Annotated in this window: 35 protein-coding genes; 19 read left to right on the forward strand and 16 right to left on the reverse strand. The window is 67.8% G+C overall.

Annotation, left to right across the window (positions count from 1 at the left end; all coding sequences use genetic code 11):
* The 5 genes from arr to ATE62_RS13965 form a co-directional block, all read left to right on the forward strand.
* The coding region (gene arr / locus ATE62_RS13945) for an NAD(+)--rifampin ADP-ribosyltransferase (RefSeq protein WP_058818538.1) at positions 1–447 on the forward strand (447 nt) is incomplete at its 5' end.
* Positions 448–489: 42 nt separating this feature from the next.
* Complete coding sequence (locus tag ATE62_RS13950; protein WP_058808013.1) at positions 490–903, forward strand: hypothetical protein; 414 nt, start codon at positions 490–492, stop codon at positions 901–903.
* A 99-nt stretch (positions 904–1,002) separates the two neighbouring features.
* The gene (locus ATE62_RS13955) at positions 1,003–1,443 is read left to right on the forward strand and encodes a glycine zipper 2TM domain-containing protein (RefSeq protein ID WP_058808026.1); all 441 of its coding nucleotides are present in this window, start codon (positions 1,003–1,005) and stop codon (positions 1,441–1,443) included.
* 142 nt (positions 1,444–1,585) lie between these two features.
* Positions 1,586–2,395, forward strand: a complete 810-nt coding sequence (locus tag ATE62_RS13960; protein ID WP_058808012.1) for a ThuA domain-containing protein — start codon at positions 1,586–1,588, stop codon at positions 2,393–2,395.
* An 89-nt stretch (positions 2,396–2,484) separates the two neighbouring features.
* Positions 2,485–3,018 (forward strand): 2'-5' RNA ligase family protein, encoded by a 534-nt coding sequence (locus ATE62_RS13965; RefSeq protein WP_156420529.1) that lies wholly within the window; start codon positions 2,485–2,487, stop codon positions 3,016–3,018.
* On the opposite strand, the gene ATE62_RS13970 is transcribed toward ATE62_RS13965, so the two are convergent.
* The 3 genes from ATE62_RS13970 to ATE62_RS13980 all read right to left on the reverse strand — a co-directional run bounded on the left by ATE62_RS13970 (position 3,015) and on the right by ATE62_RS13980 (position 5,439).
* Entirely contained in the window at positions 3,015–3,860 is an 846-nt protein-coding gene (locus ATE62_RS13970; protein WP_058808010.1) for an arylamine N-acetyltransferase family protein, read from the reverse strand. The genes ATE62_RS13965 and ATE62_RS13970 overlap by 4 nt on opposite strands.
* Positions 3,861–3,922: 62 nt before the next feature.
* Positions 3,923–4,666 (reverse strand): hypothetical protein, encoded by a 744-nt coding sequence (locus tag ATE62_RS13975; protein ID WP_058808009.1) that lies wholly within the window; start codon positions 4,664–4,666, stop codon positions 3,923–3,925.
* A complete protein-coding gene (locus ATE62_RS13980; protein ID WP_058818539.1) occupies positions 4,663–5,439 on the reverse strand; it encodes a hypothetical protein in 777 nt (258 codons plus the stop codon). Before ATE62_RS13980 ends, ATE62_RS13975 begins: the two co-directional genes overlap by 4 nt.
* 137 nt (positions 5,440–5,576) lie before the next feature.
* Between ATE62_RS13980 and ATE62_RS13985 the strand changes: the two genes are divergently transcribed.
* Complete coding sequence (locus ATE62_RS13985) at positions 5,577–6,035, forward strand: nuclear transport factor 2 family protein (protein ID WP_058808007.1); 459 nt, start codon at positions 5,577–5,579, stop codon at positions 6,033–6,035.
* Complete coding sequence (locus ATE62_RS13990; protein WP_082662815.1) at positions 6,032–7,342, forward strand: MBL fold metallo-hydrolase; 1,311 nt, start codon at positions 6,032–6,034, stop codon at positions 7,340–7,342. The genes ATE62_RS13985 and ATE62_RS13990 overlap by 4 nt, the downstream gene beginning before the upstream one ends.
* Here ATE62_RS13990 and ATE62_RS13995 read toward each other — a convergent pair.
* Positions 7,330–7,527: a hypothetical protein gene (locus ATE62_RS13995; protein WP_058808006.1), complete on the reverse strand. Its 198-nt coding sequence runs from the start codon at positions 7,525–7,527 to the stop codon at positions 7,330–7,332. The genes ATE62_RS13990 and ATE62_RS13995 overlap by 13 nt on opposite strands.
* 95 nt (positions 7,528–7,622) lie before the next feature.
* The gene (locus ATE62_RS14000) at positions 7,623–8,171 is read right to left on the reverse strand and encodes a hypothetical protein (protein WP_197411665.1); all 549 of its coding nucleotides are present in this window, start codon (positions 8,169–8,171) and stop codon (positions 7,623–7,625) included.
* Between the two features lie 141 nt (positions 8,172–8,312).
* Between ATE62_RS14000 and ATE62_RS14005 the strand changes: the two genes are divergently transcribed.
* A complete protein-coding gene (locus ATE62_RS14005) occupies positions 8,313–8,894 on the forward strand; it encodes a 2'-5' RNA ligase family protein (protein WP_156422284.1) in 582 nt (193 codons plus the stop codon).
* A 5-nt stretch (positions 8,895–8,899) separates the two neighbouring features.
* On the opposite strand, the gene ATE62_RS14010 is transcribed toward ATE62_RS14005, so the two are convergent.
* The 5 genes from ATE62_RS14010 to ATE62_RS14030 form a co-directional block, all read right to left on the reverse strand.
* Complete coding sequence (locus ATE62_RS14010) at positions 8,900–9,328, reverse strand: OsmC family protein (protein ID WP_058808004.1); 429 nt, start codon at positions 9,326–9,328, stop codon at positions 8,900–8,902.
* Between the two features lie 44 nt (positions 9,329–9,372).
* Positions 9,373–9,576, reverse strand: coding sequence for a DUF2061 domain-containing protein (locus ATE62_RS14015; protein ID WP_058808003.1), 204 nt, complete (start codon positions 9,574–9,576; stop codon positions 9,373–9,375).
* 73 nt (positions 9,577–9,649) lie between these two features.
* Positions 9,650–9,997, reverse strand: a complete 348-nt coding sequence (locus ATE62_RS14020; protein WP_058808002.1) for a DUF962 domain-containing protein — start codon at positions 9,995–9,997, stop codon at positions 9,650–9,652.
* A 331-nt stretch (positions 9,998–10,328) separates the two neighbouring features.
* Positions 10,329–12,437, reverse strand: coding sequence for a M3 family metallopeptidase (locus ATE62_RS14025; protein WP_231736272.1), 2,109 nt, complete (start codon positions 12,435–12,437; stop codon positions 10,329–10,331).
* 166 nt (positions 12,438–12,603) lie between these two features.
* Positions 12,604–13,473, reverse strand: a complete 870-nt coding sequence (locus ATE62_RS14030; protein WP_058808000.1) for an SMP-30/gluconolactonase/LRE family protein — start codon at positions 13,471–13,473, stop codon at positions 12,604–12,606.
* A 293-nt stretch (positions 13,474–13,766) separates the two neighbouring features.
* Here ATE62_RS14030 and ATE62_RS14035 point away from each other — a divergent pair, with 293 nt between their 5' ends.
* From ATE62_RS14035 to ATE62_RS14055, 5 genes are all read left to right on the forward strand, one after another.
* Positions 13,767–14,921: an acyl-CoA dehydrogenase family protein gene (locus ATE62_RS14035; protein ID WP_058807999.1), complete on the forward strand. Its 1,155-nt coding sequence runs from the start codon at positions 13,767–13,769 to the stop codon at positions 14,919–14,921.
* 27 nt (positions 14,922–14,948) lie between these two features.
* Positions 14,949–16,118 carry an acetyl-CoA C-acetyltransferase gene (locus ATE62_RS14040; protein ID WP_058807998.1) on the forward strand — a complete coding sequence of 390 codons (1,170 nt, stop codon included), beginning with the start codon at positions 14,949–14,951 and terminating at the stop codon, positions 16,116–16,118.
* 174 nt (positions 16,119–16,292) lie between these two features.
* Positions 16,293–17,075: an SDR family NAD(P)-dependent oxidoreductase gene (locus tag ATE62_RS14045; RefSeq protein WP_058807997.1), complete on the forward strand. Its 783-nt coding sequence runs from the start codon at positions 16,293–16,295 to the stop codon at positions 17,073–17,075.
* A gap of 1 nt (position 17,076) precedes the next feature.
* A complete protein-coding gene (locus ATE62_RS14050; RefSeq protein WP_058807996.1) occupies positions 17,077–17,514 on the forward strand; it encodes an acyl-CoA thioesterase in 438 nt (145 codons plus the stop codon).
* 88 nt (positions 17,515–17,602) lie between these two features.
* Complete coding sequence (locus tag ATE62_RS14055) at positions 17,603–18,478, forward strand: hypothetical protein (RefSeq protein WP_058807995.1); 876 nt, start codon at positions 17,603–17,605, stop codon at positions 18,476–18,478.
* A 15-nt stretch (positions 18,479–18,493) separates the two neighbouring features.
* Here the strand turns inward: ATE62_RS14055 and gmk are convergent, their stop codons facing one another.
* A complete protein-coding gene (gene gmk / locus ATE62_RS14060; protein WP_058807994.1) occupies positions 18,494–19,156 on the reverse strand; it encodes a guanylate kinase in 663 nt (220 codons plus the stop codon).
* Positions 19,157–19,201: 45 nt separating this feature from the next.
* Between gmk and ATE62_RS14065 the strand changes: the two genes are divergently transcribed.
* On the forward strand, positions 19,202–19,765 hold the full coding sequence (locus ATE62_RS14065) for a DUF2585 domain-containing protein (protein WP_058807993.1): 564 nt from the start codon (positions 19,202–19,204) through the stop codon (positions 19,763–19,765).
* Here the strand turns inward: ATE62_RS14065 and ATE62_RS14070 are convergent.
* From ATE62_RS14070 to ATE62_RS14090, 5 genes are read right to left on the reverse strand one after another with little or no spacing between them, the layout of a single operon-like run.
* The gene (locus tag ATE62_RS14070; protein ID WP_058807992.1) at positions 19,762–20,118 is read right to left on the reverse strand and encodes an iron chaperone; all 357 of its coding nucleotides are present in this window, start codon (positions 20,116–20,118) and stop codon (positions 19,762–19,764) included. The genes ATE62_RS14065 and ATE62_RS14070 overlap by 4 nt on opposite strands.
* 13 nt (positions 20,119–20,131) lie before the next feature.
* Positions 20,132–20,503, reverse strand: a complete 372-nt coding sequence (locus ATE62_RS14075; protein WP_082662821.1) for a hypothetical protein — start codon at positions 20,501–20,503, stop codon at positions 20,132–20,134.
* 21 nt (positions 20,504–20,524) lie between these two features.
* On the reverse strand, positions 20,525–21,940 hold the full coding sequence (fumC, locus tag ATE62_RS14080; RefSeq protein ID WP_058807990.1) for a class II fumarate hydratase: 1,416 nt from the start codon (positions 21,938–21,940) through the stop codon (positions 20,525–20,527).
* Complete coding sequence (locus ATE62_RS14085; RefSeq protein ID WP_058807989.1) at positions 21,937–22,248, reverse strand: hypothetical protein; 312 nt, start codon at positions 22,246–22,248, stop codon at positions 21,937–21,939. Before ATE62_RS14085 ends, fumC begins: the two co-directional genes overlap by 4 nt.
* A gap of 4 nt (positions 22,249–22,252) precedes the next feature.
* On the reverse strand, positions 22,253–22,732 hold the full coding sequence (locus ATE62_RS14090; protein WP_058807988.1) for an SspB family protein: 480 nt from the start codon (positions 22,730–22,732) through the stop codon (positions 22,253–22,255).
* 87 nt (positions 22,733–22,819) lie between these two features.
* Between ATE62_RS14090 and hisB the strand changes: the two genes are divergently transcribed.
* The 5 genes from hisB to ATE62_RS14115 are packed head-to-tail and all read left to right on the forward strand — an operon-like array spanning position 22,820 to position 26,653.
* The gene (hisB, locus tag ATE62_RS14095; RefSeq protein ID WP_058807987.1) at positions 22,820–23,407 is read left to right on the forward strand and encodes an imidazoleglycerol-phosphate dehydratase HisB; all 588 of its coding nucleotides are present in this window, start codon (positions 22,820–22,822) and stop codon (positions 23,405–23,407) included.
* Between the two features lie 9 nt (positions 23,408–23,416).
* Positions 23,417–24,025, forward strand: coding sequence for an imidazole glycerol phosphate synthase subunit HisH (hisH, locus tag ATE62_RS14100; RefSeq protein ID WP_058807986.1), 609 nt, complete (start codon positions 23,417–23,419; stop codon positions 24,023–24,025).
* Positions 24,013–24,747 (forward strand): 1-(5-phosphoribosyl)-5-[(5-phosphoribosylamino)methylideneamino]imidazole-4-carboxamide isomerase, encoded by a 735-nt coding sequence (hisA, locus tag ATE62_RS14105; protein ID WP_058807985.1) that lies wholly within the window; start codon positions 24,013–24,015, stop codon positions 24,745–24,747. Before hisH ends, hisA begins: the two co-directional genes overlap by 13 nt.
* Positions 24,744–25,508, forward strand: a complete 765-nt coding sequence (gene hisF, locus ATE62_RS14110; RefSeq protein ID WP_058807984.1) for an imidazole glycerol phosphate synthase subunit HisF — start codon at positions 24,744–24,746, stop codon at positions 25,506–25,508. The genes hisA and hisF overlap by 4 nt, the downstream gene beginning before the upstream one ends.
* A 50-nt stretch (positions 25,509–25,558) precedes the next feature.
* Positions 25,559–26,653: a calcium:proton antiporter gene (locus tag ATE62_RS14115; protein ID WP_058807983.1), complete on the forward strand. Its 1,095-nt coding sequence runs from the start codon at positions 25,559–25,561 to the stop codon at positions 26,651–26,653.
* Positions 26,654–26,704 lie beyond the last annotated feature (51 nt).

Genomic DNA, 26,704 nt, shown 5'->3' on the forward strand with positions numbered 1-26,704 from the left:
CCCGCCCCCACCGGCCCCGACGCCCCAAATGGCCCCGACCGGGGCGCCACCTTCTACCACGGCACGCGCGCCGACCTCGCCGTCGGCGACCTGCTCGCCGCGGGCTGGGCGAGCAATTACGCCGACCGCACCCCGCTCTCGTGGATCTATTTCTCCGCGGCGCTGGAGTCGGCGATCTGGGGCTGCGAGCTCGCCGCCGGCCCGGAAGGAAATGAAAACGCCCGCGAGCGCATCTACATCGTCGAGCCGACCGGCGACTGGTTCGACGACCCCAATCTCACCGACAAGAAATTCCCCGGCAACCCGACGCGCAGCTATCGCAGCCGCGCACCGCTGCGCATTATTGGCGAGGTCGAAAGCTGGACCCCGCACCCGCCCGAGGTGCTCGCCGCGATGAAGGCCAACCTCGAACGGCTGAAGGCCGAGGGGGCGGAGATCATCGATTGAGCGCCGCGCCGGCAGAGGGACAATGATCAGGGAGAACCGCCGATGACGATCCGACTTCTTGCCGCTGCCGCGCTCGCCGCGCTCCTCCTGCCCCTCGCCCCGGTCGCCGCCGAACCTGCGGCCGCGCCTGCGGCGGAGGCGCCTGCCGAACCGCTCTTCGCGCTGATCCTCGCGCCGGGGCCCGCCTGGAAACCCGGCAAGCCTTTCGCCGAACAGGGGCTGCGGCCGCATTTCGACTATTGGATGGCGCTGTTTCGCGAGGGCCGCATCGCCAGTGCGGGGCCCGTCGGCAGCGATAGCGGGCTCGTCCTGCTGCGCGCCGCCGACCAGGCGGCCGCCGATGCCATGCTCGCCGCCGACCCCGCGATCGCCGCGGGCATCTTCACCGGCACTGTCCGCCGCTACGCGCCGCCGATGGTCAATCCCGCGGTGCTGCCTGGCAGGCCTCCGCGATAGGCGCGGAACGATGCATGCTTTCAAGGGTCTAGAAGGGCAGAGGGGCCATCCGCTTGCCCCGCGCCTTTCGCCCGGCACGCGACCTTTGGAGTGATGCCGATGAACAGACTCATGATCCTTCCGCTTGCTGCCGCGACGGCACTCGCGGGCTGCGCCTCGACCGGCGGCTATGCCGGCTACGACGACGGCGGCTATGGCTATTACGACCGCGCCTATTCCGACCAATATGGCCGCTACGACTGGGACCGCCCCGATCCGCGGCGCAACGGCTATTATGCCGACGATTATTATCGCGGCGACCGCCGTTATCGCGAACGCCGGCTGTCGAACAGCGACCGCGTCTATCGCGGCCGCAACGGCCGATATTATTGCCGCCGCAACGATGGCTCGACCGGGTTGATCGTCGGCGCGATCGCCGGCGGCGTGCTCGGCAACGTCATCGCCGAAGGCCGCTCGGAAACGCTCGGCACGGTGATCGGTGCGGTCGCCGGCGGCGCGGCGGGCGCGGCGATCGACCGCGACAACGTGCGCTGCCGCTGACGCCGCCAGGAAGGGCCGTGCCGATGCGCAGAGGCGCACGCGGCGCGGCCCTTCGGCCCTGTTTGAATAGCAATGCAGCGCAGCGATACCGCTTCGCCGGCGAGACCCGACGTTATAGGCAGGAGAAAAAAGGGAGAGTGACATGATCGCCAACCTCGCCGCCGCGTTGCTGCTCGCCCTGCAGGCCACGCCCGCCGCGCCCGACCCGCGGCGCCCGACGCCGACGCTCGACCAGATCGCGCCCACCGTCCCCGACCTCGCGCGCCCCGCGGTGCTGATCGTCAGCAAGACCAACGGCTATCGCCACGACAGCATCGCCGAGGCGGTGCCGGCGATCGAGCGCCTCGTGAAGGCGCGCGGCTGGAGCAGCTTCGCGACCGAAAATGCCGCGGTGTTCAACCCCGACGCGCTCGCGAAATTCGACGTCATCGTCTTCGCCAACGCCAGCGGCGACATCTATACCCCCGACCAGCGCGCCGCCTTCCAGGCCTTCATTGCGCGCGGCGGCGGCTTCGTCGGCCTCCACAGCGCGGGCGACGGCAGCCATCCCGGCTGGTTCGTGCACTTGCGCGGCAACGGCCAATTCACCGGCCATCCGGGTGGCGCCGACCAGTTCCAGACCAGCGACCTGATTGTCGCCGACCGCGGCCACCCCGCGACCGCGCATCTTCCGGCTATGTGGCGCTGGACCGACGAATATTACAGCTGGGACGCCCCGCCCGCCCCCGACGCGCATGTCCTCGTCCGCCTCGACGAGGCGAAGATGCGCCTCGAACCCGAATTGCGGATGGGCGAGCATGCGCTGATCTGGTGGCGCTGCGAGGGCCGCGCGCGCATCTTCTATTCGGCGCTCGGCCACAAGGCCGAGGCGTGGAGCGATGCCGCGCACCTCGAATTGCTCGACGGCGCGATCGGCTGGGCGGCGCGGAAGGAGGGCAAGGGCTGCGACTAGGCCGCAGCGGCGGGTTGAATTTGTTCCCTATTTGTTCTAAATGCAGAGGCCATCGTTCAACCGCGATTCGTCGCGACGAGGAGCCGATCATGCCCCGCAGAAGCTTCGCCAGACGCCCGCTCTACCTGATGGCCAAACCGCCCGCCGATGTCGCGGCGCGCATCCAGGCATTGCCGCGCTGCGACCGGGGCCGCGGCGCGGACCTGCTGCACGTCACCCTCGCCGCCTTCGTCGACCTTGCCGCGGCGCCCGTGGGTTTCCTCGAAATGCTGATGCGCGGGATCGACGGGTTCGAAGCCGGCGCCTTCGCGGTGCAGTTCGACCGGATCGAATGCCGCGACGCGACGACGCTGCGCAGTTCGCTGCCGCTGGTCGCGGCGTGGGATTTCCAGCGGCAGCTTGCCGAATATTTCCAGCGGCACGGCTTCACCGCCTTCAACCTGCCGACCGAGACGCACGTCACGATCGACTATCGCGGCGACGGCCTCGGCGCCGAGGCGATCGCGCCGGTCGAATGGACCGTCACCGAGATATTGCTCGTCGAAAGCGTCACCGGCGAGGGGCGCCATATCGTGCACGGTCGCTGGCCGCTGGCGGAATCCCGATGCTGCGAAGCGGCCTAGGCGGCGACTTCGATCACCGCCGCGCGCTCGATCGCGCGACGCCAGTGCGGCCGCACCGCCAGGCCGAAGGTCGATGCCAGCACCGCCTCGATCTCGTCGGCGCCCAGATAGCGCTGCTCGGCGGCCGCGCCGCGCCGGCGGATCGTCAGCCGGTTGTCGCGCAGCGCTAGGCGCGCGTCGGCGGTGGTGCGCGCGGCGATCAGCTGGTGGCGGAAATGCGAGGCGGGGTGCTGCGACGTGTACCAGTTGCCGACCTCGTAATCCATCGGCGCCGCGGGCACGCGATCGACGTCATAGAGCGTCATCCAGCTGCCCTCGATATCGGCCTCGACCCGCCAGCCGCCGCCCGTATCGACGACGCGGCACGGCTCGTGCGCGGTCGGTTGCGCGCCCAGGGCGCCGAGGCGGAGCGGCGCCGCCGGCACCGCCGATCCGAAACCGACGTCGACCAGCCACGCCGCGCCGCCGATCGTCACGCGCGTCAGCTGGTGCGTGCGCGGGGTCGGCGGCGCATCGTCGGGCAGCATCCAGCGCACCCGCGCGATCAACCCCGCGACCTCGAAACCGAGCGCGCCCAGCACGCGCAGGAACAGCCCGTTCTGCTCGAAGCAATAGCCGCCGCGCCGCGCGCCGATCAGCTTGGCGTCGATCGCTACGGGGTCGAGGTCGACCCCCTCGCCGACGAGCACGTCGATCGCCTCGAACGGAATCGCCGCGACATGCGCCGCCTGCAAGGCGGTGAGCACCTCGAGCGTCGGGGCAAGCGGCCCGTCATAACCGATCCGCGCCAGATAGGCGGGAAGGTCGACGAGGGGCGGGGCGGCGTTGGCGGCTTGACTCATGGGGCAAATCTCCGGTCGGCGAATCATCGGCCCGCCTTATGAAAGCTCAACCCCGGTTGAGATCAAGCGCCGATCGCGAGATCGTAATTGTCGAACCACAGGCAGGCGATGTCGGGGCGCAGCGCCTTCAATTCCTCGAAGCGCGCCTTGGGCGCGAAGCGCGCACAGATCAGGTGGCGGAGCTCGGGGCAGGATGCGAGCGGGGTCAGCTCCTTGTCGACCAGGCGCACCGACGTCAGGCACAGCGCCTCGAAGCCAAAACCCGCGAGCGGCGCGAGCGACGCCAGCTTTTGCATCGTCCACAGGCTGCCCTCGATCCCCAGCACCGCCAGCTGGTCGCGCAGCGGCGCAAGCCATTCGAGCCCGTCCATATGCTTGGCATTTTCGACGAACAAATGGGTGAGCGCGGGAAGCCTGGTCAGCGGCGCGAAGTCGGTGACGTTGCGCGGGCTGTCGAGCTTGAGGAAGCTGAGCCGCTCGAGTTTCGCCAGCCCCGAGAGGTCGCGCGCGGTCACCGGCCAGCCGAGCCACAGATAGTCGAGCGCCTCGAGCTCGCAAATCTCGTCGAGATAGGCTTGGTCGACCGCCGCGGCGAACAGCGTGGTCAGCTGGCGCTGCGCCCCGATGCCGCGATAGGACGCCTTTTCACGCGTCAGGCTGGCGAGCGTCGCATCGGGCGCGATGTCGGCCGCGCGTGCGACATGCGCGGCGCGCACCGCGTTCCAATCGGGCAGGCGGCGCAACCGGGCGTTGACGGGGTCGACGAGCGACAGATCATCGTCTTGGCCGCTCCCGTCTTCGGTCATTTCTTGACCCGCCACTCGCGCATATAGGCCGATTCCTCGCCATATTTCTTGTCGCGCGCCGCCGCTTGCTCGGCCAACTCGGCTGCGGTCGAGCCGCGCGCGCGGTCCTGCTTGATCAGCGTGTCGCGGCGGATCGGGATCAGCTGCGCGATCGGCGTCCCCGCGGGCAGCACATGCTCGCCGACCGGCCCGGTCCAGGCGAAGGGGAAGTTGACCGTCGTGTCGAAGCGGTCGCAATCGACGAAGCCCGAAAAGCAGGTGAAGGGCAGGTCGGGGCGGCTCAGCGGCTGGACGAACAGCACCGAATAGCCATCGGGGACCTTGACCCGCCACGGGTTGATGAATTTCAGCGGCATCACGCGCTCGAACGGCGGCTCGGGCGCGCCGATCTGCCCCGGGTGGTGCTGTTCGACCGGCTGGAAGGCGACACCCTCGGCCCAGCCCATGCGGATCGACACCCGGTCCTCGGGCACGTCGATCAGCACGTCGAAGGGCAAGGGGATGACGAAGCCCAGCGAAAAGGCGTCGGTCATCGGCAGGCAGGCCTTGGCGGTCATCGCGGGCAGGCCGTTCTCGTAGGTCATGCCCATCTCGCGGTTCAGCCGTTTGAACCAGTCGGGGGCGAAACGGATCGCGCGCTCGGGCGGCGGAATCTTGCCCGCGAGTTCGGGATCGCAGAGGAATTCGATCAGCGGCGCCTCGGTCGGGCGCGCGGGAGCGGGCGCGCCCTGCCCGCCCAGATCATAACGTATCCGATATTTGGAATCGCTCATCGCCCGTCCCTTGGCCCCGTCCGTCGCCGCCACCGTGTCGCAAAAGCTCCGCGCTGACAACCGCCCGGTGGAGCGATTGCCGCGCCGCGGCGCCATGCTATGACCATCGGACAAGGGTAAGGGAGGAACCGATCCGCATGCACCGCTTCCGCGCAACAGCCTTGTCGCTCGGCGCCGTCCTCGCGATCCTCGCTGTACCCGCCCGCGCCGACGAGGTCGCGGCGATCACCGCCTTCGCCGACGCCTTCGATGCGGCGCAGATCGCGCAGGACCGGGCCGCGCTCGAGGCGATGGTCGCCGACGACCTCGTCTTCATCGACGGCGACGGGCGGCGGCTCGGCAAAGGCGATTTCATCGCCGGCTGGACCGGCGTCGGTGATGATTACGACCCCGTCACGCTCACCGACCGCGTCATCACCGTGCTGGGCCCCGACGCCGGGCTCGCGAGCGCCGAGACCACGCTGTCGGGCCGCTCGGCGGGCAAGCCTTTCGCGGTGCGCATCCGCTTCACCGACATCTTCCGGCGCAAAGGCGATAGCTGGCAGGCGGTGCACATCCAGGTGACGCGCCTGCCGCCACGCACGGCGAGCGAGTGAGGGCGCTCCGCCTCGGCCGCCTGCTGTGGCGGGCCATCGCACTGTTGCTGCTGCTCTTCGCCGCGACGGCGCTGTGGCTCGCGATCGCCGGATGGACGGCTTTCGGCGAGACCCCTTCGGGCACACGCCTCGCCAAGCTCGAGCGCTCGCCGCAATGGCGGGATGGCGCCTTCGCCAATCGCCGCGGCGGCTGGATCGACCGCGCCGCCGCCTATCGCAACCTGCTGACCGGTTCGGCGGTCACCGTACCCGAGCCCGATGCGCCGGTGCCCGCGGTCCGCCCCGCCGCGACGGCCTTCGCCGATCCGCCGCCCGGCGGGCTGCGCATCACCTGGTTCGGCCATTCCTCGACGCTCGTCGAAATCGACGGCGCGCGCGTGCTGACCGACCCGATGTGGAGCCGGACCGCGGGGCCGGTGGGCTGGGCCGGGCCGGGCCGCTGGTACGCGCCGCTGATCGCCATCGCCGACCTGCCGCCGATCGACGCGGTGGTGATCTCGCACGACCATTATGACCATCTCGACGAAGCCACGGTGCGCGCCCTCGACAAGCGCGGCACGACCTTCGTCGTCCCGCTCGGCATCGGATCGCACCTCGCCTATTGGGGCGTCGACGCCGGCCGCATCGTCGAGCTCGACTGGTGGGACAGCCATCGCATCGGGCCGCTGACGATCACCGCGACCCCGGCGCGCCACGCCTCGGGCCGGCTCGGCACCCAGAGCAACCGCACCCTATGGGCGGGCTTTGCCCTCGCCGGCCCCGCGCACCGGGTCTGGTATTCGGGCGACACCGGCTTCATGCCGGAATTCGCCGAGATCGGGCAGCGGCTCGGGCCCTTCGACGCCACCCTGCTCGACGCCGGCCAATATGACCCCGCCTGGCCCGACAATCACCTCGGTCCCGAACTCGCGGTCGAGGCGCACCGGCTCGTCCGCGGAAAGACGCTGGTGCCGATCCACTGGGCGCTGTTCACCCTCGCCCCGCACGGCTGGACCGAGCCCGGCGAACGTGTCCTCGCGGCCGCCCATTGCGCCGGGGTCGCCGTCACGATCCCGCGGCCGGGCGAATCCTTCGCCCCCGCCGCGCCGCCGCCCGCAAGGCGCTGGTGGCCGGGCGTCGCCTGGCAGACGGCAGCGCAGAAGCCTCAGCTCGCGACCGAGGACGGCGATCCGGCGAGGCGTTTCCGCGTGCCGCCCTGCGCCCAGGGGAAGAAAGGATTACGGGCGCGGAATAGCCCGGCCCCGGCAGCGCCATCCACGCCGCCGCCGGAGCCGGTCCCCCTTATGCCCCGTCGTCAGCAGCCATAGCCCCAATAATGGCCGTTGCTGCAATGGCACGATCCGCTGTGCCCCGAATCCCAGTCGCAATAATTGACATAGGTGCAGTGCGGGCACACCGAGTTGCCCGCGCGTTCGGGCGCCTTCAGCGGCGCCGCCTCCGCATCCGCCGCGCCGTCGCCGGCCATCGGCACTTCCAGTGTCGTCTCGAACATCCGCCGTCTCCCACCACCGAAGGACCGCGGAAGTCTGGCGTCATGCTGCCGCCTGTATAGGATGGTTGCGCCAAATCGCCGTGCGGGCCGCGCACTCAATAAGCGTTGCGCGTCTGGCGGAGCGCGGCCTTGCCGTCCTTCCAGTCGACCTCCCCGGCGGGCTCGGCGGGCCGCCCCGGCGCGAACAGCTCATAGATGGTCGTGCCGTCCTCCTGCAGGCTCTCGATCACCCGCACGGGCTCGAAGGCGTCGGGCGCCGCCTTGGCCGCCGTCCGCACCGGCGCGGGCGCATCGGCCCAGGCGATGTCGCGCTGCATCTCGACGACGCGGTACGCGCCCTTTTCCTCGATCAGGTCGAGCTCGACCGCGCTGCCGTCGCCGCGCGTGCCCTCGACGTCATAGAAGACCATGCCGTCCCGCGCCTTGCGCTCGGCCTCGGCGATGTTCATGTCGGGCACACGCGCGAGCACCGCCGCGCGCACCCCGGCGGGCAGGTCGGCCGCGGCGATTGCGTCGATCTTCGCCTCGGGGCCCTCGGCGAGCACCGCCTTTTCGGCCGTGCCGTCACGCGCAACCTTGTCGGCGCCGCCCCCGCCGCATCCCGCGAGCAACAGCCCCGCCGCCATCCAGATCGCTGACCGCATCGTCCGTCTCCTACCGAAGGTAACCGTTGTCATCTTAACGCCGCTCGGAACGCAAGTCGATGCGCCGTTGCTCGGGTCATCGCGATTCGACTCTCGCCCCGATGTAGAACATAATAGGAACATCGTCCGATTCGGAGAAATATGATGGAGCCGATCTTCCGCTATTTCCTGGGCTTCCAGGTCGCCGCCGACCGCGCCGGCTGGCTCGCGCGCCGCCTGCCGCCGACGGGCGACATGTTCGCGCAGATGAAGCCGCATCTCTATCATCTGACGCTCTGCACCATCGCCGAGACGATGCTGCCGCATCCCTTCCTGCGCCAGCGCGTCGCCGCGGCGCTGGGCGACGACCCGCCCGCCGCCGCCGCGATCCCCTTCGGCCGCATCGTCGCGCGCGATAGGGGCGCCGCGCTGATCACCGTCGGCGGCGTGGGCGCGATCCATACGCTCTACGAGAGCGTTGTCGCGCGCCTCGCGGCGCAGGGCATCGAGCCGCTGCACCGCAAGTCGGGCCTGCGCCCCCACATCACGCTCGGCTATGGCGAATGCGACTTCGATCCGGTGCTGCTCGCGTGGAGCTGGACCCCGCATAATCTGGTGCTCGTCGAAAGCCATATCGGCCACCGCCGCCACCGCGTGCTGCAAAGCTGGATGCTGCCGCCGCCGGCGCAGGGGCTGTTCGACTTCATGGCCGACGAACTGCCCCCGATCCGGCGCGCGGCCTGAGGGTCCTAATTCTCCAGGCTGTGCTCGAGCGTGATCTCGCAATCGAGCAGCTTCGACACCGGGCAGTTCATCTCGGCCTCCTTGGCGATCGCCGCAAATTCCTCGGCGCCGATCCCGGGCACCTTGGCGATCAGGGTCAGCGCCGAGCTCGAAATCTCGAACCCGCCCTCGACCTGGTCGAGCGTCACCGCGGCGGTGGTTTCGAGCGTGTCGCCGCTATATCCCGCACGCGCGAGCCCGAAGGAAAGCGCCATGGTGAAGCAGGCGGCGTGCGCCGCAGCGATCAGTTCCTCGGGGTTGGTCCCCGGCTGGCCCTCGAAGCGCGTGCCGAACCCATAGGGCTGCTTGTCGAGCACCCCCGACTTGGTGGTGATTGCCCCTTTGCCCTCCTTGCCGAAGCCTTCGTAGCGAGCGGAAGCGCGATTGACGGTCATGCCATATCTCCTTGGGGATGGGTCGGGACTCGGGGGGCCATTGGTCAGGCCGCGGCCAGCCTAGGCCGCGCGCCCGCGCGCTTCCACGCCTTTTCGTGGAAGAAAAAGGCGACCGCGTTGATGCACGGCTCGACGATCGCGATCCCGCCCGCCAGCACGACCGATCCGGTCATGACATAAGCGACGCTGAACCCGATCGTCAGGTGCAGCGCGAGATAGGTGAAGGTCTTGGCGAGGTCGGTCGGCATGGCGCGTCTCCGGAAGAACGGAAGAGCGCCAATTTAAGAATCACTCGCAACAAGCGCCAGGCGGAGCTTTGCGTCAGTCTGATCGATTTTTCCGCAGGACGCCTGCCTTGTCGAGCTCGGGACCCAGCCGGCCGGTCAGCCACAGCGCCCACATCCTGAAATCGGCGGCGAGGCTCCACAGCGGGTAGGTGAAGGTCGCGGGCCGGTTCTTCTCGACCCCGAAATGCGCGACCCAGGCGAAGAAATAACCCGCGAGCGGCAGCGCGATCAGCCACGCCCAGCGCCCCGTCAGGAACGCGGCGATCGCGATCGCGACGACCAGGCTGGTCCCGACATAGTGGAGCGCGCGCGTCGAGGCCTTGCTATGCTCGCGCAGGTAAAAGGGCCAGAAGGCGGCGAAGCTGGTGTAGAGCCGGGCCATGGCGCGAAGATGCGGCGCTTCGCGGCGCGGGTCAAGACGGCCGCCTGCGGGAACCCCGAATGACGGCGGCATTGGAGGGCGAAGCGGGCATTGCCCAAACCGTCGCCCCCGCCGCTGCAAAAATCGCTTTCCTAATAAATCGCGCCATGATCTACCCTGCGGGATGACGCCCATGCCCATCCGCGGCGCCGCGCGCCGACCGCGATCACCGCTAACCCCTTGTTCCCGCGCGCGATGGGGCGTCAACTTAGTCAACTTCCGACCGATACCAGCCGCCCCAAAACAAAGGGGGCCGAAACGACCCCCTTTGCCTCCCCGGTCCGGTTGGACCTTATTCGGTCGGAAAGCCGCGCTTGCGCAGCAGCGCCTTCACATCGGGATCGCGGCCGCGGAAAGCGCGATAGGCCTCGGCGCGGTCGGTCTCGTTGCCCGTCATCAGCAATATGGTGCGGAACTTGTCGGCGACGCTGCGGTCCCACGGCCCGCCGGCTTCGGTGAAGGCCGCCCAGGTGTCGGCGTCCATCGTCTCCGACCAGAGATAGGAGTAATAGCCCGCCGAATAGGCGTCGCTCGAGAACAGATGCCCGAACTGCGGCAAGCGGTGCCGCATCACGATCTCCCTGGGCATGCCGATCTCGGCGAGCGTCTCGCGCTCGAACTTGTCGGCGTCGGCGGGCGGGTCCCCACGGTCGTGCAGCTTCATGTCGACGATCGCGCTCGAGAGATATTCGACCGTCGAGAAACCTTGGTTGAACTTGTCCGACGCCAGGATCTTGTCGACCAGCGCCTGCGGCATCGGCTCGCCCGTCTTGTAGTGCGTCGCATATTTCGACAGCACCTCGGGGGTCATCAGCCAATTCTCGTTCACCTGGCTCGGATATTCGACGAAGTCGCGCGGCACCCCGGCGAGCGCGGGATAGTAAACATGTTGCAGCAGATAGTGGATGCCGTGGCCGAACTCGTGGAACAGCGTCTGCGCATCGTCGAGGCTGATCAGCGTCGCCTCGCCCTTCGCGGCTTCGGTGAAATTATTGTTGTTCGACGCGAGGACGTTGCGCTCGCCGCCCAGCGTCTGCTGGCTGCGATAGGTCGTCATCCACGCGCCCGAACGCTTGCCGTCGCGCGCGAAATTATCGAGGTAGAAGACCCCGACATTCTCGTTGGTCTTGAGGTTGTAGACCTCGAAGGTGCGCACCTTCGGATCGAACACCGGGATCGTCCCGGTATTTTCGCGGAAGCCCAAATCGTAGAGCTGCCCCGCCGACCAGAACATGCCGTCGACGAGCTTGTCGAGCTGGAGATACGGCTTCACCTCGCTCTCGTCGAGGTCGTATTTGGCCTTGCGGACCTTCTCGGCATAGAAGCGATAGTCCCAGGGTTCGATCGTGATCTTGGGTCCGTTGCCCGCCTTGGCGTCGGCATCGGCGATCGCCTGCATGTCGGCGACCTCTTCCTTCACCCGCGCGACCGCGGCGGGCCAGACCTTCATCATCAGCCCCATCGCCGCCTCCGGGGTCTTCGCCATCGTGTCGGCCATGCGGTAATGCGCGTGCGTCGGGAAACCGAGCAGCTCGGCGCGCTGCTGGCGCAGCTTCAGGATTTCGGCGATCGTCGCATTGGTGTCGTTGGCGTCGCCATTGTCGCCGCGATTGACGAAGGCGTTATAGACGCGTTCGCGCAGCTTGCGGTTGGTCGCGCCCTGCAGCACCGGCTGCGCCGACGAGCGGGTGTTCTTGATCGCCCACTGGCCGGGTTTGCCATTGGCCTCGGCGGCCGACGCGAGCGAGGCGACGAAGCCCGGTTCGAGCCCCGCGAGCTCGGCCTTGTCGGTGACGAAGGTGTAGAGCTTCTCGTCGCCGAGCAGCTTCGACGAGAAGGTCGAGAACAGCCCCTCGAGCTTCGAGTTGAGTTCGACCAGCTTGGTCTTGTCGGCGGGCGAGAGATTCGCGCCGTCGCGCACCATCTCTTCATAACTGCGCTCGACGATGCGGATCTGCTGCGCGTTGAGCCCGCTCTCGTGGCGCTTGTCATAGACCGCCTTGTAGCGCGCGAAGAGCTTGGGCTCGAGGAACAGCTCGGTGTAGAAGGTGGTGAGCTTGGGGCTCCATTCGGCGTCGATATCTTCGACGCGGTCGTTCGACTTGTTCGAAGTCTGGACGCCCCACAGCGCGAAGAGCCGCTCCATCGTGTCGCCCGCGAGCATCATCGGGACGTGGGTGTTTTCGAAGGTCGGCACCGCGGGATCGTCGATCACCGCCTGCACCTGCGCCTTGGTCTCGGCCATGCCCTTCTGGAAGGCGTCGGGGAACAGTTCGGGATCCATCTTGTCCCACGGCGGCACCCCCTCGAACGGCCCGGTCCAGGGCGCGAGCATCGGATTGTCGCCCGCGGGCGCGGTCGCGGCGGCGGGCTTGGCATTTTCGGCGGCAAGACTCGTCATCTGGCTCATACCCATGAGCATCGCAGTCGATGCAAGCAGAGTCGACAGGCGACGGGCAAAATGAGGCGCGCTGCGCGGCATATTTCGGATCTCCCGGTGGAAAAGGTTTCGGGCGAAACCATGTCGGGGCCGTCTTAACCAGATATGACAGGGGGGTGCAAGCTGCCTAGGCGCCAAAATCCGGCTGGATCAGGCCAGGCACGTCGACGCGGAAGGTGAAGACGCCCCCCGCGTGCGGCTGCGCGCCGCGCTCTTCGTCGCTCAAATTCTTGCCCGCGCTGGTGACGAAGGCGGTGCGCATGTCGGCGCCGCCGAAGGCGAGCATCGTCGGGCGCTGCACCGGCAGCTCGACCGTCTGGAGCAACTCGCCTGTCGGCGACAGGCGAACGACGCGCCACCCGTCCCACAGCGCCGACCAGTAACAGCCTTCGGCGTCCACCGCCGCGCCGTCGGGGCGGCCATGCCCCTCGGGAAATTCGTGGAACAGCCGCTGGCCGCTCAAGTCGCCGGTCGCGGGGTCGACGTCATAGGCGTGGATGCGGTGCGTCGGGGTGTCGGCGTGATAGAAGATGCGCCCGTCGGGGCTGAACGCCGCGCCGTTGCTCGTCATCAGCCCGCCGAATACTTCGGTCAGCGCCCCGTCGGGATCGAGGCGATAGAGCGTGGCGTCGCGCTTCGGCTTGTCGCTCGTCAGGCTGCCGACCCACAGCCGCCCGGCGGCGTCGACGCAGCCGTCGTTGAAGCGCTGGTGCGGCAGGGCAGCGAGCGCCGCCGGACCGAAGGGCCGCGGCACCGCGCCCCATTCATCGATCAGCGCGCAGCCGTCGCCGAGCGCCGCGACGAGCCCGCCGCCCGCACGCGGCGCGACGCAACCGACGGGTTCCTCGAGCTGCATCCATTCGTGGCGGCCGTCCGCGGGATCGAGCCGGTGGATCTGCTGCGCGTCGATATCGACCCAATAGAGGCGGGCTTCGCGCGCATGCCAGCGCGGCGATTCGCCGAGCAAGGCGCCGGCGTCGAGGAGGAGTTGGGCCATGGGGCGAGCCTAGCGCGCGCTGCGGCGGCTGCCCAGCGTCTGCAAAGCTATTCGTTGCTCGCGCCACACCCCGTCGTCACCCCGGGCTCGACCCGGGGTCCCGCTTAGCGGCGGTGAATAGCGGGACCCCGGGTCGAGCCCGGGGTGACGGGGAAGGAAAGAGCACATGTCAAAGAGTTTCCCGCCGTAGCGTCTTTCCACTTGACGTGCACGTAAACGTAAGGTCTGTTGGCGGTCGAAAATTGCGGCCGACTCCCCGCTCGCGTTCGGCTGCGCCAAGGGAAAGGAAGATCATGTCGCTCGATAATCTGTCGCGCTCGGCCTATGGCGAGGATCATGAGGCATTCCGTGCCACGGTCCGCCAGTTCCTCGAAAAGGAAGTCGCGCCGAACGCCGCGCAATGGGCCGAGGACAAGATCGTCCCCAAGTCGATCTGGCCGAAGGCGGGCGAGCTCGGCATGCTGTGCCCGACGGTTCCCGAGGAATATGGCGGGCTCGGCCTAGACTTCGGCTATAATGCGATCGTCGACGAAGAGAGCGCCTATTACGGTCGCGCGACGACGGGCTTCTCGCTCCAGTCGGACATCGTCACCAGCTATATCGTCAAATATGGCAGCGAAGAGCAGAAGAAGCACTGGCTGCCGCGGATGGTGTCGGGCGAGACGATCACCGCGATCGCGATGACCGAACCGGGCACCGGCAGCGACCTTCAGGGCATGCGCACGACCGCGAAGAAGGATGGCAATCATTATGTCATCAACGGGTCGAAGACCTTCATTACCAACGGCCAGAATGCCGACCTGATCCTCGTCTGCGTCAAGACCGACACCGAGGTGCGGCCGGCATGGAAGGGCGTGTCGATCGTCCTCGTCGAGGCCGACCGCGAGGGCTTCGAGCGCGGCCGCAACCTCGACAAGATCGGGCAGGATGAGGCCGATACGTCGGAGCTGTTCTTCAACGACGTCCGCGTGCCGATCACCAACTGCCTCGGCGAAGAGGGCCAGGGCTTCATCTACCTGATGAGCGAACTGCCGCAGGAACGCCTGTCGATCGCGGTGAGCGCGCAGGCCTCGGCGCAGCGCGCGTTCGACGATACGGTCGAATATACGCGCGAGCGCAAGGCGTTCGGCAAGCCGATCCTCGACTTCCAGAACAGCCGCTTCGTGCTCGCGGACCTCAAGGCCAAGCTGCAGGTCGGCTGGGCGCATCTCGACTGGGCGCTCGCGCGCCACATGAAGAAGGAACTCACCCCCGAGGAAGGCGCCGCGGCGAAGCTGTGGCACACCGACCTGCAGTGGGAAGTGATGGACAAGTGCCTCCAGCTGTTCGGCGGTTCGGGCTATATGAACGAATATCCGATCGCCCGCGCGTGGCGCGCCGCGCGCGTGACGCGCATCTTCGGCGGCACGAACGAAATCATGAAGGAACTGATCGGGCGTAAGCTCTGACCCGGTAACGCAGAAAGGAACTCCCCAATGGCCACAGCCTATATCGTAGACGCCGTCCGCACCGCCGGCGGCAAGCGCGGCGGCCGCCTCGCCGGCGTCCACCCCGTCGACCTTGGCGCCGCGGTGTTCGACGCGATCGCCGACCGCAACGACTTCGACACCAAGGCGATCGACGACGTCATCACCGGCTGCGTCAGCCAGGGCGGACAGCAGACGATGGACGTCGGCCGCAACGCGGTGCTCGCCTCGAAGCTGCCCGACTCGATCCCCGCAGTCACCATCGACCGCCAGTGCGGTTCTTCGCAGCAGGCGATCCAGTTCGCCGCGCAGGCGGTGATGTCGGGCACGCAGGACATCGTCCTCGCCAGCGGCATCGAAAGCATGACGCGCGTGCCGATGGGCAGCGTCGCGACCCTGTTCATGAAGGAAGGGCTCGGCCATTATAAGTCCGAGCGGCTCGAGGAAAAATTCCCCGGCATCATGTTCAGCCAGTTCGCCGGCGCCGAAATGATCGTCAAGAAGCACGGCCTGACCAAGGACGACCTCGACGCCTATGCGCTCGAAAGCCATCGCCGCGGCAAGGCCGCGACCGAGGCCGGCCACTTCAAGCGCGAGATCGTCGGGGTCGAGATCGACACGCCGGAAGGCCGCCAAGTCCATCTGGTCGACGAGGGCATCCGTTTCGACGCGACGCTCGAGGGCATTGCGGGCGTGAAGCTGCTTCAGGAAGGCGGTGCGATCACCGCGGCTTCGGCCAGCCAGATCTGCGACGGCGCGTCGGCCGCGCTCGTGGTGTCGGAGCAGGCGCTCAAGGATCACGGCCTGACCCCGCGCGCGCGTATCCACCATATCTCGGTGACCGCGGGCGACCCGGTGATCATGCTCGAGGAGCCGCTGTTCGCGACCGAAAAGGCGCTGAAGCGTGCGGGCATGAAGATCGAGGATATCGACGCTTATGAGGTCAACGAGGCTTTCGCGCCGGTGCCGCTCGCCTGGCTCAAATATCTCGGCGCCGACCCGGCCCGGATCAACCAGCATGGCGGCGCGATCGCGCTCGGCCACCCGCTCGGCGCCAGCGGCACCAAGCTGATGGCGACCCTGCTCGGCGTGCTCGACGCGACGGGCGGCAAATACGGCCTCCAGACGATGTGCGAAGGCGGCGGCCAGGCCAACGTCACGATCATCGAACGGCTTTGATGAAATCTCCCTCCCGCTTGCGGGAGGGGTTGGGGGAGGGCCTGTTGGCTCGCGGTCCCCAACATGTCCCACCGGTGTTGGGTGGATCAGCCCCCGGCTGATCCAGGTCATCCCGGGGGGATGACCGACCCATCACCCCCTCCCCTAAAGGGGAGGGCTTAATCGGAGAGAAAAATGAAACTCGATTCCACCGTATCCGCCGTCGTCACCGGCGGCGCCTCGGGCCTCGGCGCCGCGACCGCGCGCCTGCTCGCGTCGAAGGGCGTCAAGGTCGCGATCTTCGACCTGCAGGAAGAAAAGGGCAAGGCGCTGGCCGAAGAACTCGGCGGCGTCTTCTGCGAATGCAACGTCACCGACGACGCGTCGGTCGACGCTGCCTTCGCCAAGTCGCGCGAAGCGATCGGGCAGGAGCGTATCCTCGTGAACTGCGCCGGCACCGGCAACGCGATCAAGACCGCCAGCCGCTCGAAGGAAGACGGCAGCATCAAGCATTTCCCGCTCGATGCCTTCAACTGGATCATCCAGATCAACCTCGTCGGCACCTTCCGCTGCATCGCCAAGTCGGCCGCGGGCATGATGACGCTCGACCCGACCGAAGACGGCGACCGCGGCGCGATCGTCAACACGGCATCGGTCGCGGCCGAAGACGGCCAGATCGGCCAGGCGGCTTATTCGGCGTCGAAGGGCGGCGTCGTCGGCATGACCCTCCCCGTCGCGCGCGACCTCGCGTCGGAGAATATCCGCGTCAACACCATCCTGCCCGGCATCTTCGACACCCCGCTGCTCGCCGGTGCGCCGCAGAATGTCCGCGACGCGCTCGGTGCCTCGGTGCTCAACCCGAAGCGCCTCGGCAACCCCGCCGAATATGCCAATCTCGCGCTCTGCATGATCGAGAACGGCTATTTCAACGGCGAGGACGTGCGCCTCGACGGTGGCATCCGCATGGGTCCGCGCTGATATGCCGAAACCGGAGAGCTGGCGGCTGAACGCCGTCAGCTACCCCGTCCACCTCGATCTGCAGACGCGGTTCCAGGACATGGACATCAACGGCCATCTCAACAATGTGGCCTTTGCGGCGCTGTTCGAAAGCGGCCGCGTGCTGCTCAACCGCGAAATCCGTCCCTGGGCCGAGCGGCCCGAGAACGAGCGCACGATGGTCGCCGCGGTCGAGATCAATTACCTCGCCGAGGGCAATTTCCCCGACCCGGTGCTGATCGCGACGGGCATCGGCCGCCTCGGCACGTCGAGCTGGACGATCGTCCAGGCGATGTTCCAGAACGGCCGCTGCATCGCGACCTGCGACACGGTGGTGGTGTGCCGCACCGACGGCGAAGCCAAACCGCTGCGCGCGGCGATGGTGACGGAGCTCGAAGCGAAGCTGGCGAAGCCGGCCTGAACGGCCACGGCCCCGATGGGGCTTGCAATGAACGAAACTCCCGCGGAAATATCCGGCGGCATCGCGCGGATGCATGGGGAGAAATGCGATGGCATCGCTGATCATATGTTGGGCGGCCGCCGTTCTCGCCGCGGCCCCGGCTGTGCCGGCGCCGCCCCCGGTCGCGTCGATTTCCCCAGCGGTCGATACGCTGGCGGAGGCACGCCGCGTTTACGACATGGGCGGCGACCCGAAACTGGTCAACGACGCGGCGGGGCGTTTGCGGCACTATGAGCGTGCGCTCGCCATTCTGGATACCGCGCCGGCCGACCTTTTGCTCGGCCGGCAATTCCGGATCGATCGTCTTTTCTATCGGACGTCCATCGCCATGCACCGGACCTATGCCGCCCCGGTCGAGGGACGCGCCGAACTCGATGCGCTGCTTCCCGAGCTGCGCGCCGCGCAAAGCGAGTTTCCGGACAGTGTCCAATTGTCGGGCGCCCTGTCACAGATCCTGCGCTTTCAGACCGGCGTTGCGCTGCGCGACGAACAGTTCGGCCTGGCGGCCGGCCTCGCCCGCGAAGGCGTCGACCGCATGCGCGCGATCGTCGCCGCAGGGAATGGCGACGATTTCACCATAAGGTCGCTGGCGATCGACCTCGACAATCTGGCGCGGATCGAAGCGCGGCTGGGGCAGATCGACAGGTCGAACGAATTGGGTCTCGAAGCCCTGGGGCTGTTTCGCAAGCTCGCCGCGCGCCAGCCCGACTCGCGACCTGCGCAAGGCAGCCTGCTGATTTCGCTGGTCCGGCGCGCGGTCGACCTGGGCGAGCCCCATCTGCTCGACGAAGCGGCGACCGTCGGCGCCGAGATGGAGCGTCGGGGCCTGCTCGACGATCGCTATCGGTCGATAGTCGAGGATATGGACAATATCCGCGCCCAGGCAGAAAAAATGGCGGCGAGCCGGCGGCCGCGCGCCAGCTGACGCGGGAAGCCGGCGCTACAGCTTCCTTTCCGCATCGGGCACCGAGCGGATCAGGTCGCGCGCGAAGCCGATCAGGCCGATCTGGCGGCGGCGTTTCAGCCGCTCGGCGCGCAGGATCGCGCGGACCTCGTCGAAACAGCCTTCGACATGGTCGTTGATCAGCACATAGTCGTAGCCGTCCCAGTGGCTGATCTCGTTCGCGGCGCGCTCCATGCGTGCGGCGATCACCTCGTCGCTGTCGGTCTTGCGCGCGCGCAGCCGCCGTTCGAGTTCCTCCATCGTCGGCGGCAGCACGAAGACGCGCACCACGTCGGGACCCGCCTCCTGGTAGAGCTGCTGCGCGCCCTGCCAATCGATGTCGAACAGCACGTCCTTGCCCGCGGCGAGCAGCGCCTCGACCGGCGCGCGCGGGGTGCCGTAGCGGTGGCCGAAGACATGCGCCCATTCGAGGAACGCGCCGTCGGCGGCCATCTTCTTGAAGGTCTCGGTATCGACGAAATGATAGTGGACGCCGTCCTCCTCGCCGGGACGCGGCGGGCGCGTGGTGGCCGAGATCGACAGCGCGATATCCTTGTCGGCCTCGAGCATCATGCGCGAGATGGTGGTCTTGCCCGCGCCCGAGGGCGAGGAGAGAACGAACAACACGCCGCGGCGGTTGAGGTGGACGCTTTCAGCCATGGGCGCTAATTGCGCGGAGACACGCGGCGGTCAAGGGGGAGGCATATGGCGGGAATATCGCGGACGGGCTGGCTGGTGGTGGCAACGCTGGTCGCGCTGCTCGCCGCGATCCTCTTCGCGATGGAGCGCCCGCCGATCTGCCCGTGCGGCACGGTCAGCCTGTGGCACGGGACGGTGCAGTCGAACCAGAACAGCCAGCAGATTTCGGACTGGTACAGTTTCAGCCACGTCATCCACGGCTTCATCTTCTATGGCCTGCTGCGCTGGATCATGCCCGAACGGCCGCTCTGGGTGCCGCTTGCCATCGCGATCGGGATCGAGGGCGCTTGGGAAATCCTCGAAAATTCGCCGGTGATCATCGACCGCTACCGCGAGGTCACCATGGCCTTCGGCTATTCGGGCGATTCGATCCTCAATTCGGTGAGCGACACCCTGTTCATGATCGGCGGCTTCCTCACGGCGAGCCGGATGCGCTGGTGGATCACCGTGGCGCTCGCGATCGCCTTCGAATTGTTCACGCTGTGGACGATCCGCGACAATCTGACGCTCAACGTCCTGATGCTCGTGTCGCCGATCGAGGCGGTAAAGGAGTGGCAGGCGGGCGGCTAGAGCCCCAGTTCGCGGCGCGAAGCCAGCGCCAGTTTCGCGACCAGGTCGCCCGGGATCGGCCGGTTCGCCGCAAATGTGACACCGGTCTTGGTGGCCTTGAGTTTCAGCGCGGCAATCTCGTCGGCATGCGCGGCAATGGCGCCCGGATCGAGGTATAGGCCGCATTGCCTGGCGAAAGCGGCATAGCCCGCAATCGTCTTCCCCGCGATCTCGAACCCGGGCATTTCATATTTCATGACCTCTTCGGCATCGGGCAGCGCCCCCGCCAATTGCTTGCGCAAATTCGCCAGTACCGCACGAAACGGCTCGGGCGCCGCGGCGATATAGGCGTCGTGGCCAGCCGCCTTCGTCATCCCGGCGCGAAACTCAGTGGATCGCCGGCCGCTTGCCGTCGGCGCCCAGCGGAATCGCCGGCGGCAAGGCGTCGCCGATGGTTTCGCCGTCGGTCGGCGGGGTGTCCGACACACCCGCATAGGGATCGACCACGCCGGCATTGGCGAGCTCCGCATCGGCCTTATGCGCATCCTCGGCCGCCTTGCGCGCGGCGGCGCGTTCGGCCCACTTCTTGGTGAGATAACCCGCCGCGCCCCACGCCGCGATCGCGGCATAGCGCTGCGGGAACAGGCGCCGCGCGGCAAAAAGCGTCGCCGCGCCGATCACCGCGCCTGCGACGGGGTGGCCGCCCTTTTCCTTACCGATGGCGCTGCCGAGAACGCCGCCAACGATCCTGCCGATCATGCCCATCTCTCCTTCCTCCCATCAATTCCCAGAGGAGGCGGTCGGTTCCGGCCCCAGCATCGCGCGCGGATCGACGACGCGGTCGAAGGTCGCCGCGTCGACATAACCGAGTTCCAGCGCCGCCTCGCGCAGGGTCGACCCCGTCTCATGCGCGTGCTTCGCGATCTTCGCGGCCTTGTCGTAACCGATCTCGGGCGCGAGCGCGGTGACGAGCATCAGCGAACGCTGCATCAACTCGTCGATCCGCGCGCGATTGGGTTCGAGCCCGCGCACGCAATGTTCGGTAAACCCCGCCATGCCGATGGCGAGCAATTCGATCGAGCGCAGCACATTGCTGCCGATCAGCGGCTTGAAGACGTTGAGCTCGAGATGCCCCTGCAAGCCCCCGACGGTCACCGCCTGGTGATTGCCGATCACCTGCGCCGCGACCATCGTCAGCATCTCGCACTGGGTCGGGTTGACCTTGCCCGGCATGATCGAGCTGCCCGGCTCGTTCGCGGGCAGGTCGAGCTCGCCCAGCCCCGCGCGCGGGCCCGAGCCCAAGAGGCGGATGTCGTTGGCAATCTTGGTCAGCGCGACGGCGAGGGTGTTCAGCGCGCCCGAGAAGAAGACGAGCCCGTCGTTCGACGCCAGTGCCTCGAACTTGTTGCGCGCCGGCTCGAAGGCGATGCCGGTGCCGCGCGACAGCTCGGCGGCCATCGCGGCGTCGAAGCCCGTGGGGGCATTGAGCCCGGTGCCGACCGCGGTGCCGCCCTGCGCGAGCTTGGCGATATTGTGCGCGAGCGTGCCCTCGATGCGCGCGCGGCACGCGATCAATTGCGCGACATAGCCCGAAAATTCCTGCCCGAGGGTCAGCGGGGTCGCGTCCTGCAAATGGGTGCGGCCGATCTTGACGATATCGCCCCATGCCTCGGCCTTGGCGATCAAAGCGTCGGTGAGCACCGCCAGCGCGGGCAGCAGCCGCGCATTCGTCTCGACCGCCACCGCGACATGGAGCGCGGTCGGGAAGCTGTCGTTCGACGATTGGCCCATGTTGACATGGTCGTTGGGGTGCACGGGGGACTTGCCGCCGCGTTTTCCGGTCAACGCGTCATTGGCGATCCCCGCGATCACCTCATTGGCGTTCATGTTCGACTGGGTGCCGCTCCCCGTCTGCCAGATGGCGAGCGGGAATTGATCGTCATGGTCGCCCGCGATCACGGCATCGGCCGCGGCGACGATCGCATCGGCGAGCGCGCCGTCGAGGCCGTGGCCGCGGTTGACCTCGGCCCCCGCGCGCTTGATCCGCGCCAGCGCATGGACGATCGGCAGCGGCATCTTTTCGTGCGCCGGGAAAGCGAAATTATGCCGGCTGCGCTCGGTCTGCGCGCCCCAATAGGCGTCGGCCGGCACGTCGATTTCGCCGATGCTGTCGCTCTCGATCCGGGTTGCGGTCATCCGATCATCATCCTCGTCGCGAGCACCGCGCTCGCCCAGGTCATCGATACCAGCGCGAGCATCTGCCAATAGCCGGTGTCGCCAATGCGCTTCCGCGCCCAGCCCGCGGCGAGCCAGACGAGCAGCAGCGCCGGGGTCAGCACCAGCAGCGAGAAGCGCAGCAGCCCGTCGGCGATCTGGTTGCGCACGCCGCCGCTCTCGAACAAGGCATAGCCCTCGACCCCCCACCAGAAGGCGGCGGTCAGCACCACCATCCCGGCGAGCGCCCAATATTGCCAGAAACGCGAAGGGGGCCATGGCGGAGCCACGGCGCTATCTCTTCTTGCCGAAATCCACGGTCACGACGTTCGAGCCGTCGTCGCTGCCGACCGCGGGGCGGTCGTTGTCGGCCTCGTCGTGCGGCTCGGGATCGGCGCCGTCGTCGCTGACCTGGAACTGCAGCCCGAAATCGACCGAAGGATCGACGAAGGCGGTGATCGCCGCATAGGGGATCACCAGCACCGACGGCGTCTGGTTGAACGACAGGCCGACCGAAAAATGATCCTTTTCGACCGTCAGGTCCCAGAAGCGGTTCTGGAGCACGATCGTCATTTCGTCGGGGAATTTGGCGATCAGATGCGCGGGGATATCGACCCCCGCGGCCTGCGTCTTGAAGGTGATGTAGAAATGATGCTCGCCGGGCAGGCTGTCCGACCCCTCGACCTGGCGCAGCACGCGGCCGACCACGGCGCGCAGCGCGTCCTGCACGATTTCGTCATAGGGAATCAGGCTGTCGCGGACATCGTCACTCATGGGCGAGGGGGATGAACGGACGGCGCGCACCGGTCAAGGGGGGAGAGTCGCCTTGCAACGCGAAAAATAGCCTCTATGGCGTGCGCCATGCGAACCGCCACCGTCCAGCGCACGACCAAGGAAACGGATATCGCGATTGCCGTCAATCTCGACGGGACCGGCGATTATTCGGTGTCCACCGGCATCGGTTTCCTCGACCATATGGTCGAGCAATTGTCGCGCCACTCGCTGATCGACATCTCGATGCAGGTGAAGGGCGACCTCCACATCGACCAACATCACACGGTCGAGGATTCGGCGCTCGCGCTCGGCGAAGCGGTGCTGAAGGCGCTCGGCGACAAGCGCGGCATCGCGCGCTACGGCGAGGCGCATGCGCCGATGGACGAGACGCTGACGCGCTGCGTGCTCGACATTTCGGGGCGCCCGCACTGCGTCTATAGATCCAGCTTCTCGCAGCCGCGGCTTGGCGAGATGGACACCGAGATGTTCCCGCACTGGTTCCACAGCTTTGCGCAGACCGCGGGCATCACGCTGCACATTGAGATGCTCTACGGCGAGAACAACCATCACATCGCCGAGAGCATGTATAAGGCATTGGCAAGGGCGCTGCGCCAGGCGGTCGCGATCGACCCGCGCAAGGGCGACACGATCCCCAGCACCAAGGGTGTGCTCTAGGAGCCGACCATGAGCGTCATTGCCCTGATCGACTATGGCGCGGGCAATCTTCGCTCGGTGCACAATGCGCTCGTCGCGGCGGGCGCGCAGGACGTCGCCGTCACTGCCGATCCCGACGTCGTCGCAAAAGCCGACCGCATCGTACTGCCCGGCGTCGGCGCCTTTGCCGCGTGCATGAACGGGCTGTCGGCGATCGACGGGCTGGTGGACGCCATGGAACGGCGCGTGCGCGGCGAGGGCGCGCCCTTCCTCGGCATCTGCGTCGGCATGCAATTGCTCGCCGATGCGGGCGAGGAGCATGGCACGCACCAAGGGCTCGGCTGGATCGGCGGCACGGTGCGCGCCTTCGACCCGGCGCCCGGCCTCCGCATCCCGCACATGGGCTGGAACGACGTGACCCCCACAGGCGACCATGCGGTGATCGCTTCGGGCGAGGCCTATTTCCTGCACGGCTATCATTTCGCCGAAACGGCCGACGTCGCGGCGACGAGCGACCATGGCGGTCCCTTCGTGGCGGCGGTCGCAAGGGACAATATCGTCGGCGTGCAATATCATCCCGAAAAGAGCCAGGCCTATGGCCTCGCGACGCTTGAAAGGTTCCTCAATTGGCGGCCCTGACCATCTTCCCCGCGATCGACCTCAAGGGCGGGCAGGTGGTGCGGCTCGCCGAGGGCGATATGGCGCGCGCGACCGTCTATGGCGACGACCCCGCGGCGCAGGCGCGGCTCTTCGCTGATGCGGGCGCAAGCCATCTGCATGTCGTCGACCTCGACGGCGCCTTCGCGGGCGAGAGCGTCAACGGCGCGGCGGTCGAGAGCATCGTCGCCGCCTTCCCCGGCAAGGTGCAGGTCGGCGGCGGCATCCGCGACCGCGCGGGCATCGATCGCTGGCTGTCGCTCGGCGTCGAGCGCGTGATCATCGGCACCGCGGCGCTCAAGGACCCCGAATTCGTCAAATCGGCGGCGCGCGACCTGCCCGGCCGCATCGTCGTGGGGGTCGACGCCCGCGACGGCATGGTCGCGACCGAGGGCTGGGCCGACGTCTCCGACGTGCGCGTCGAAGATCTCGCGCGCCGTTTCGAGGATGCCGGCGTCGCCGCCCTGCTCTTCACCGACGTCGGCCGCGACGGGCTGCTTAAGGGCTGCAATGTCGAGGCGACGGTGGCGCTGGCCAAGGCCGTGAACATCCCCGTGATCGCGAGCGGCGGGGTCGCCGACATCGGCGACATCCACGCGCTGCGCCCGCATGTCGCCGACGGCATCGAGGGCGTGATCACCGGCCGCGCGCTCTACGACGGCCGCCTCGACCTGGCGCAAGCGATCGCTGTGGGGCGCGGATGACCGTCCGCGTTCGCGTCATCCCCTGCCTCGACGTCGCCGACGGGCGCGTCGTCAAGGGCGTCAATTTCGTCGACCTGCGCGATGCGGGCGACCCGGTCGAGGCCGCGCGCGCCTATGATGCCGCGGGCGCCGACGAGCTCTGCTTCCTCGACATCAGCGCGACGCACCAGGACCGCGGCACTTTGCTCGACATGGTCGGGCGCACCGCTGAAGTCTGCTTCATGCCGCTCACCGTCGGCGGCGGGGTGCGCAGCGCCGAGGATGCGCGCGCGCTGCTGCTCGCGGGTGCCGACAAGGTCGCGGTGAACAGCGCCGCGGTTGCGCGCCCCGAACTCGTGGCCGACATCGCCGACCGCTTCGGCAGCCAGTGCGCGGTGGGCAGCATCGATGCCCGGCGGGTTGCGGAAGGCCGCTGGGAAATCTTCACCCACGGCGGGCGCAAGCCGACCGGCATCGACGCGCTCGAGCACGCCGTCCGCCTCGCCGACCTCGGCGCGGGCGAATTGCTCGTCACCTCGATGGACCGCGACGGCACCAAGGACGGCTACGACCTCGCCCTCACCCGCGCGATCGCCGATGCGGTCGCCGTCCCCGTCATCGCCTCGGGCGGCGTCGGCAATCTCGACCATCTCGTCGCCGGCGTGGTCGAAGGCGGCGCGAGCGCGGTGCTCGCGGCGAGCATCTTCCACTTCGGCGAAGCGACGATCGCCGACGCCCATGCGCGCCTCGCCGCCGCCGGATTGCCGGTGCGCGCGCATTAATCGACCCGCGGGGGGTGGCGCGGCGGGAATCGCCCTGCAATAGAAGGCCGATGACCGCAAAACTCCGCCTCGCCGACCGCACCAACGACATCTTCCCGATCCTCGGCTTCGTCGCCGCGCTGGCGAGCTTCGCGATGCCGCTCAATTCGTGGATGGTCGCGGTCATCCTGATGGGCGCCGTCGTCGCGGCGGTGCACCATGCCGAGGTCATCGCGCACCGCGTCGGCGAGCCCTTCGGGACGCTGATCCTCGCGCTCGCGGTGACGGTGATCGAGGTCGGGCTGATCCTGACGCTGATGCAGGCCGAGCCCGAAAAGGCGCAGACATTGGCGCGCGACACGGTGTTCGCCGCGGTGATGGTGATCCTCAACCTGCTGATGGGCCTTTGCCTGCTGAGCGGCGCGATCCGCCATCACGAGCAGCGTTTCCAGCGTACCGGCATCGGCGCTGCGCTCGCAACGCTGACGGTGCTCACCGTCGTCACTTTGGTGCTCCCCAATTTCACATCGAGCGTGCCTGGGCCCTTCTATTCCGAAACCCAGCTCGGTTTCGTCGCAGCGGTATCGCTGATCCTCTACGGCACCTTCACGCTGGTGCAGACCGTCCGTCACCGCGATTATTTCCTGCCCGAAGCCGACGCCGACGTCGATGGTGACGGCGAGCCCGACACCCACGCCGCGCCGCCGACCATGCAGCGCACCGCGATCTCGGGCGCGCTCCTGCTCGCCAGCCTGTTCGCGGTCGTGCTGCTCGCCAAGAATTTGTCGCCCGTCATGGGCGCGTTGCTCGCCGACTGGGGCGCGCCGCCCGCGGTGCTCGGCGTGCTGATCGCGGCGCTGATCCTCGCCCCGGAGGGGCTCGCGGCGGTGCGCGCGGCCAAGGCCGACCGCCTCCAGACCAGCCTCAACCTCGCCCTGGGCTCGGCGCTCGCCACCATCGGCCTCACGATTCCGGCGGTCGCGATCCTGTCGATCGTCACCGACCTGCCGATCAGCCTCGGCCTCGACGCCAAGTCGACCGTGCTGCTTTTCCTGTCGCTGATCGTGTCGGTGCAGACGCTGGCGAACGGCCGCACCACGGTGCTCCAGGGCGTGATCCACCTGATGCTCTTCGCCATCTACCTTTTCACGACCTTCGTGCCGTGAGCGGTGGTTGAGGATCCCAAGCTGTGCCGGAAATATTTCACGCAAAGACGC

This window comes from Sphingopyxis sp. HIX (genome assembly GCF_001468285.1).
Lineage (GTDB): Bacteria > Pseudomonadota > Alphaproteobacteria > Sphingomonadales > Sphingomonadaceae > Sphingopyxis.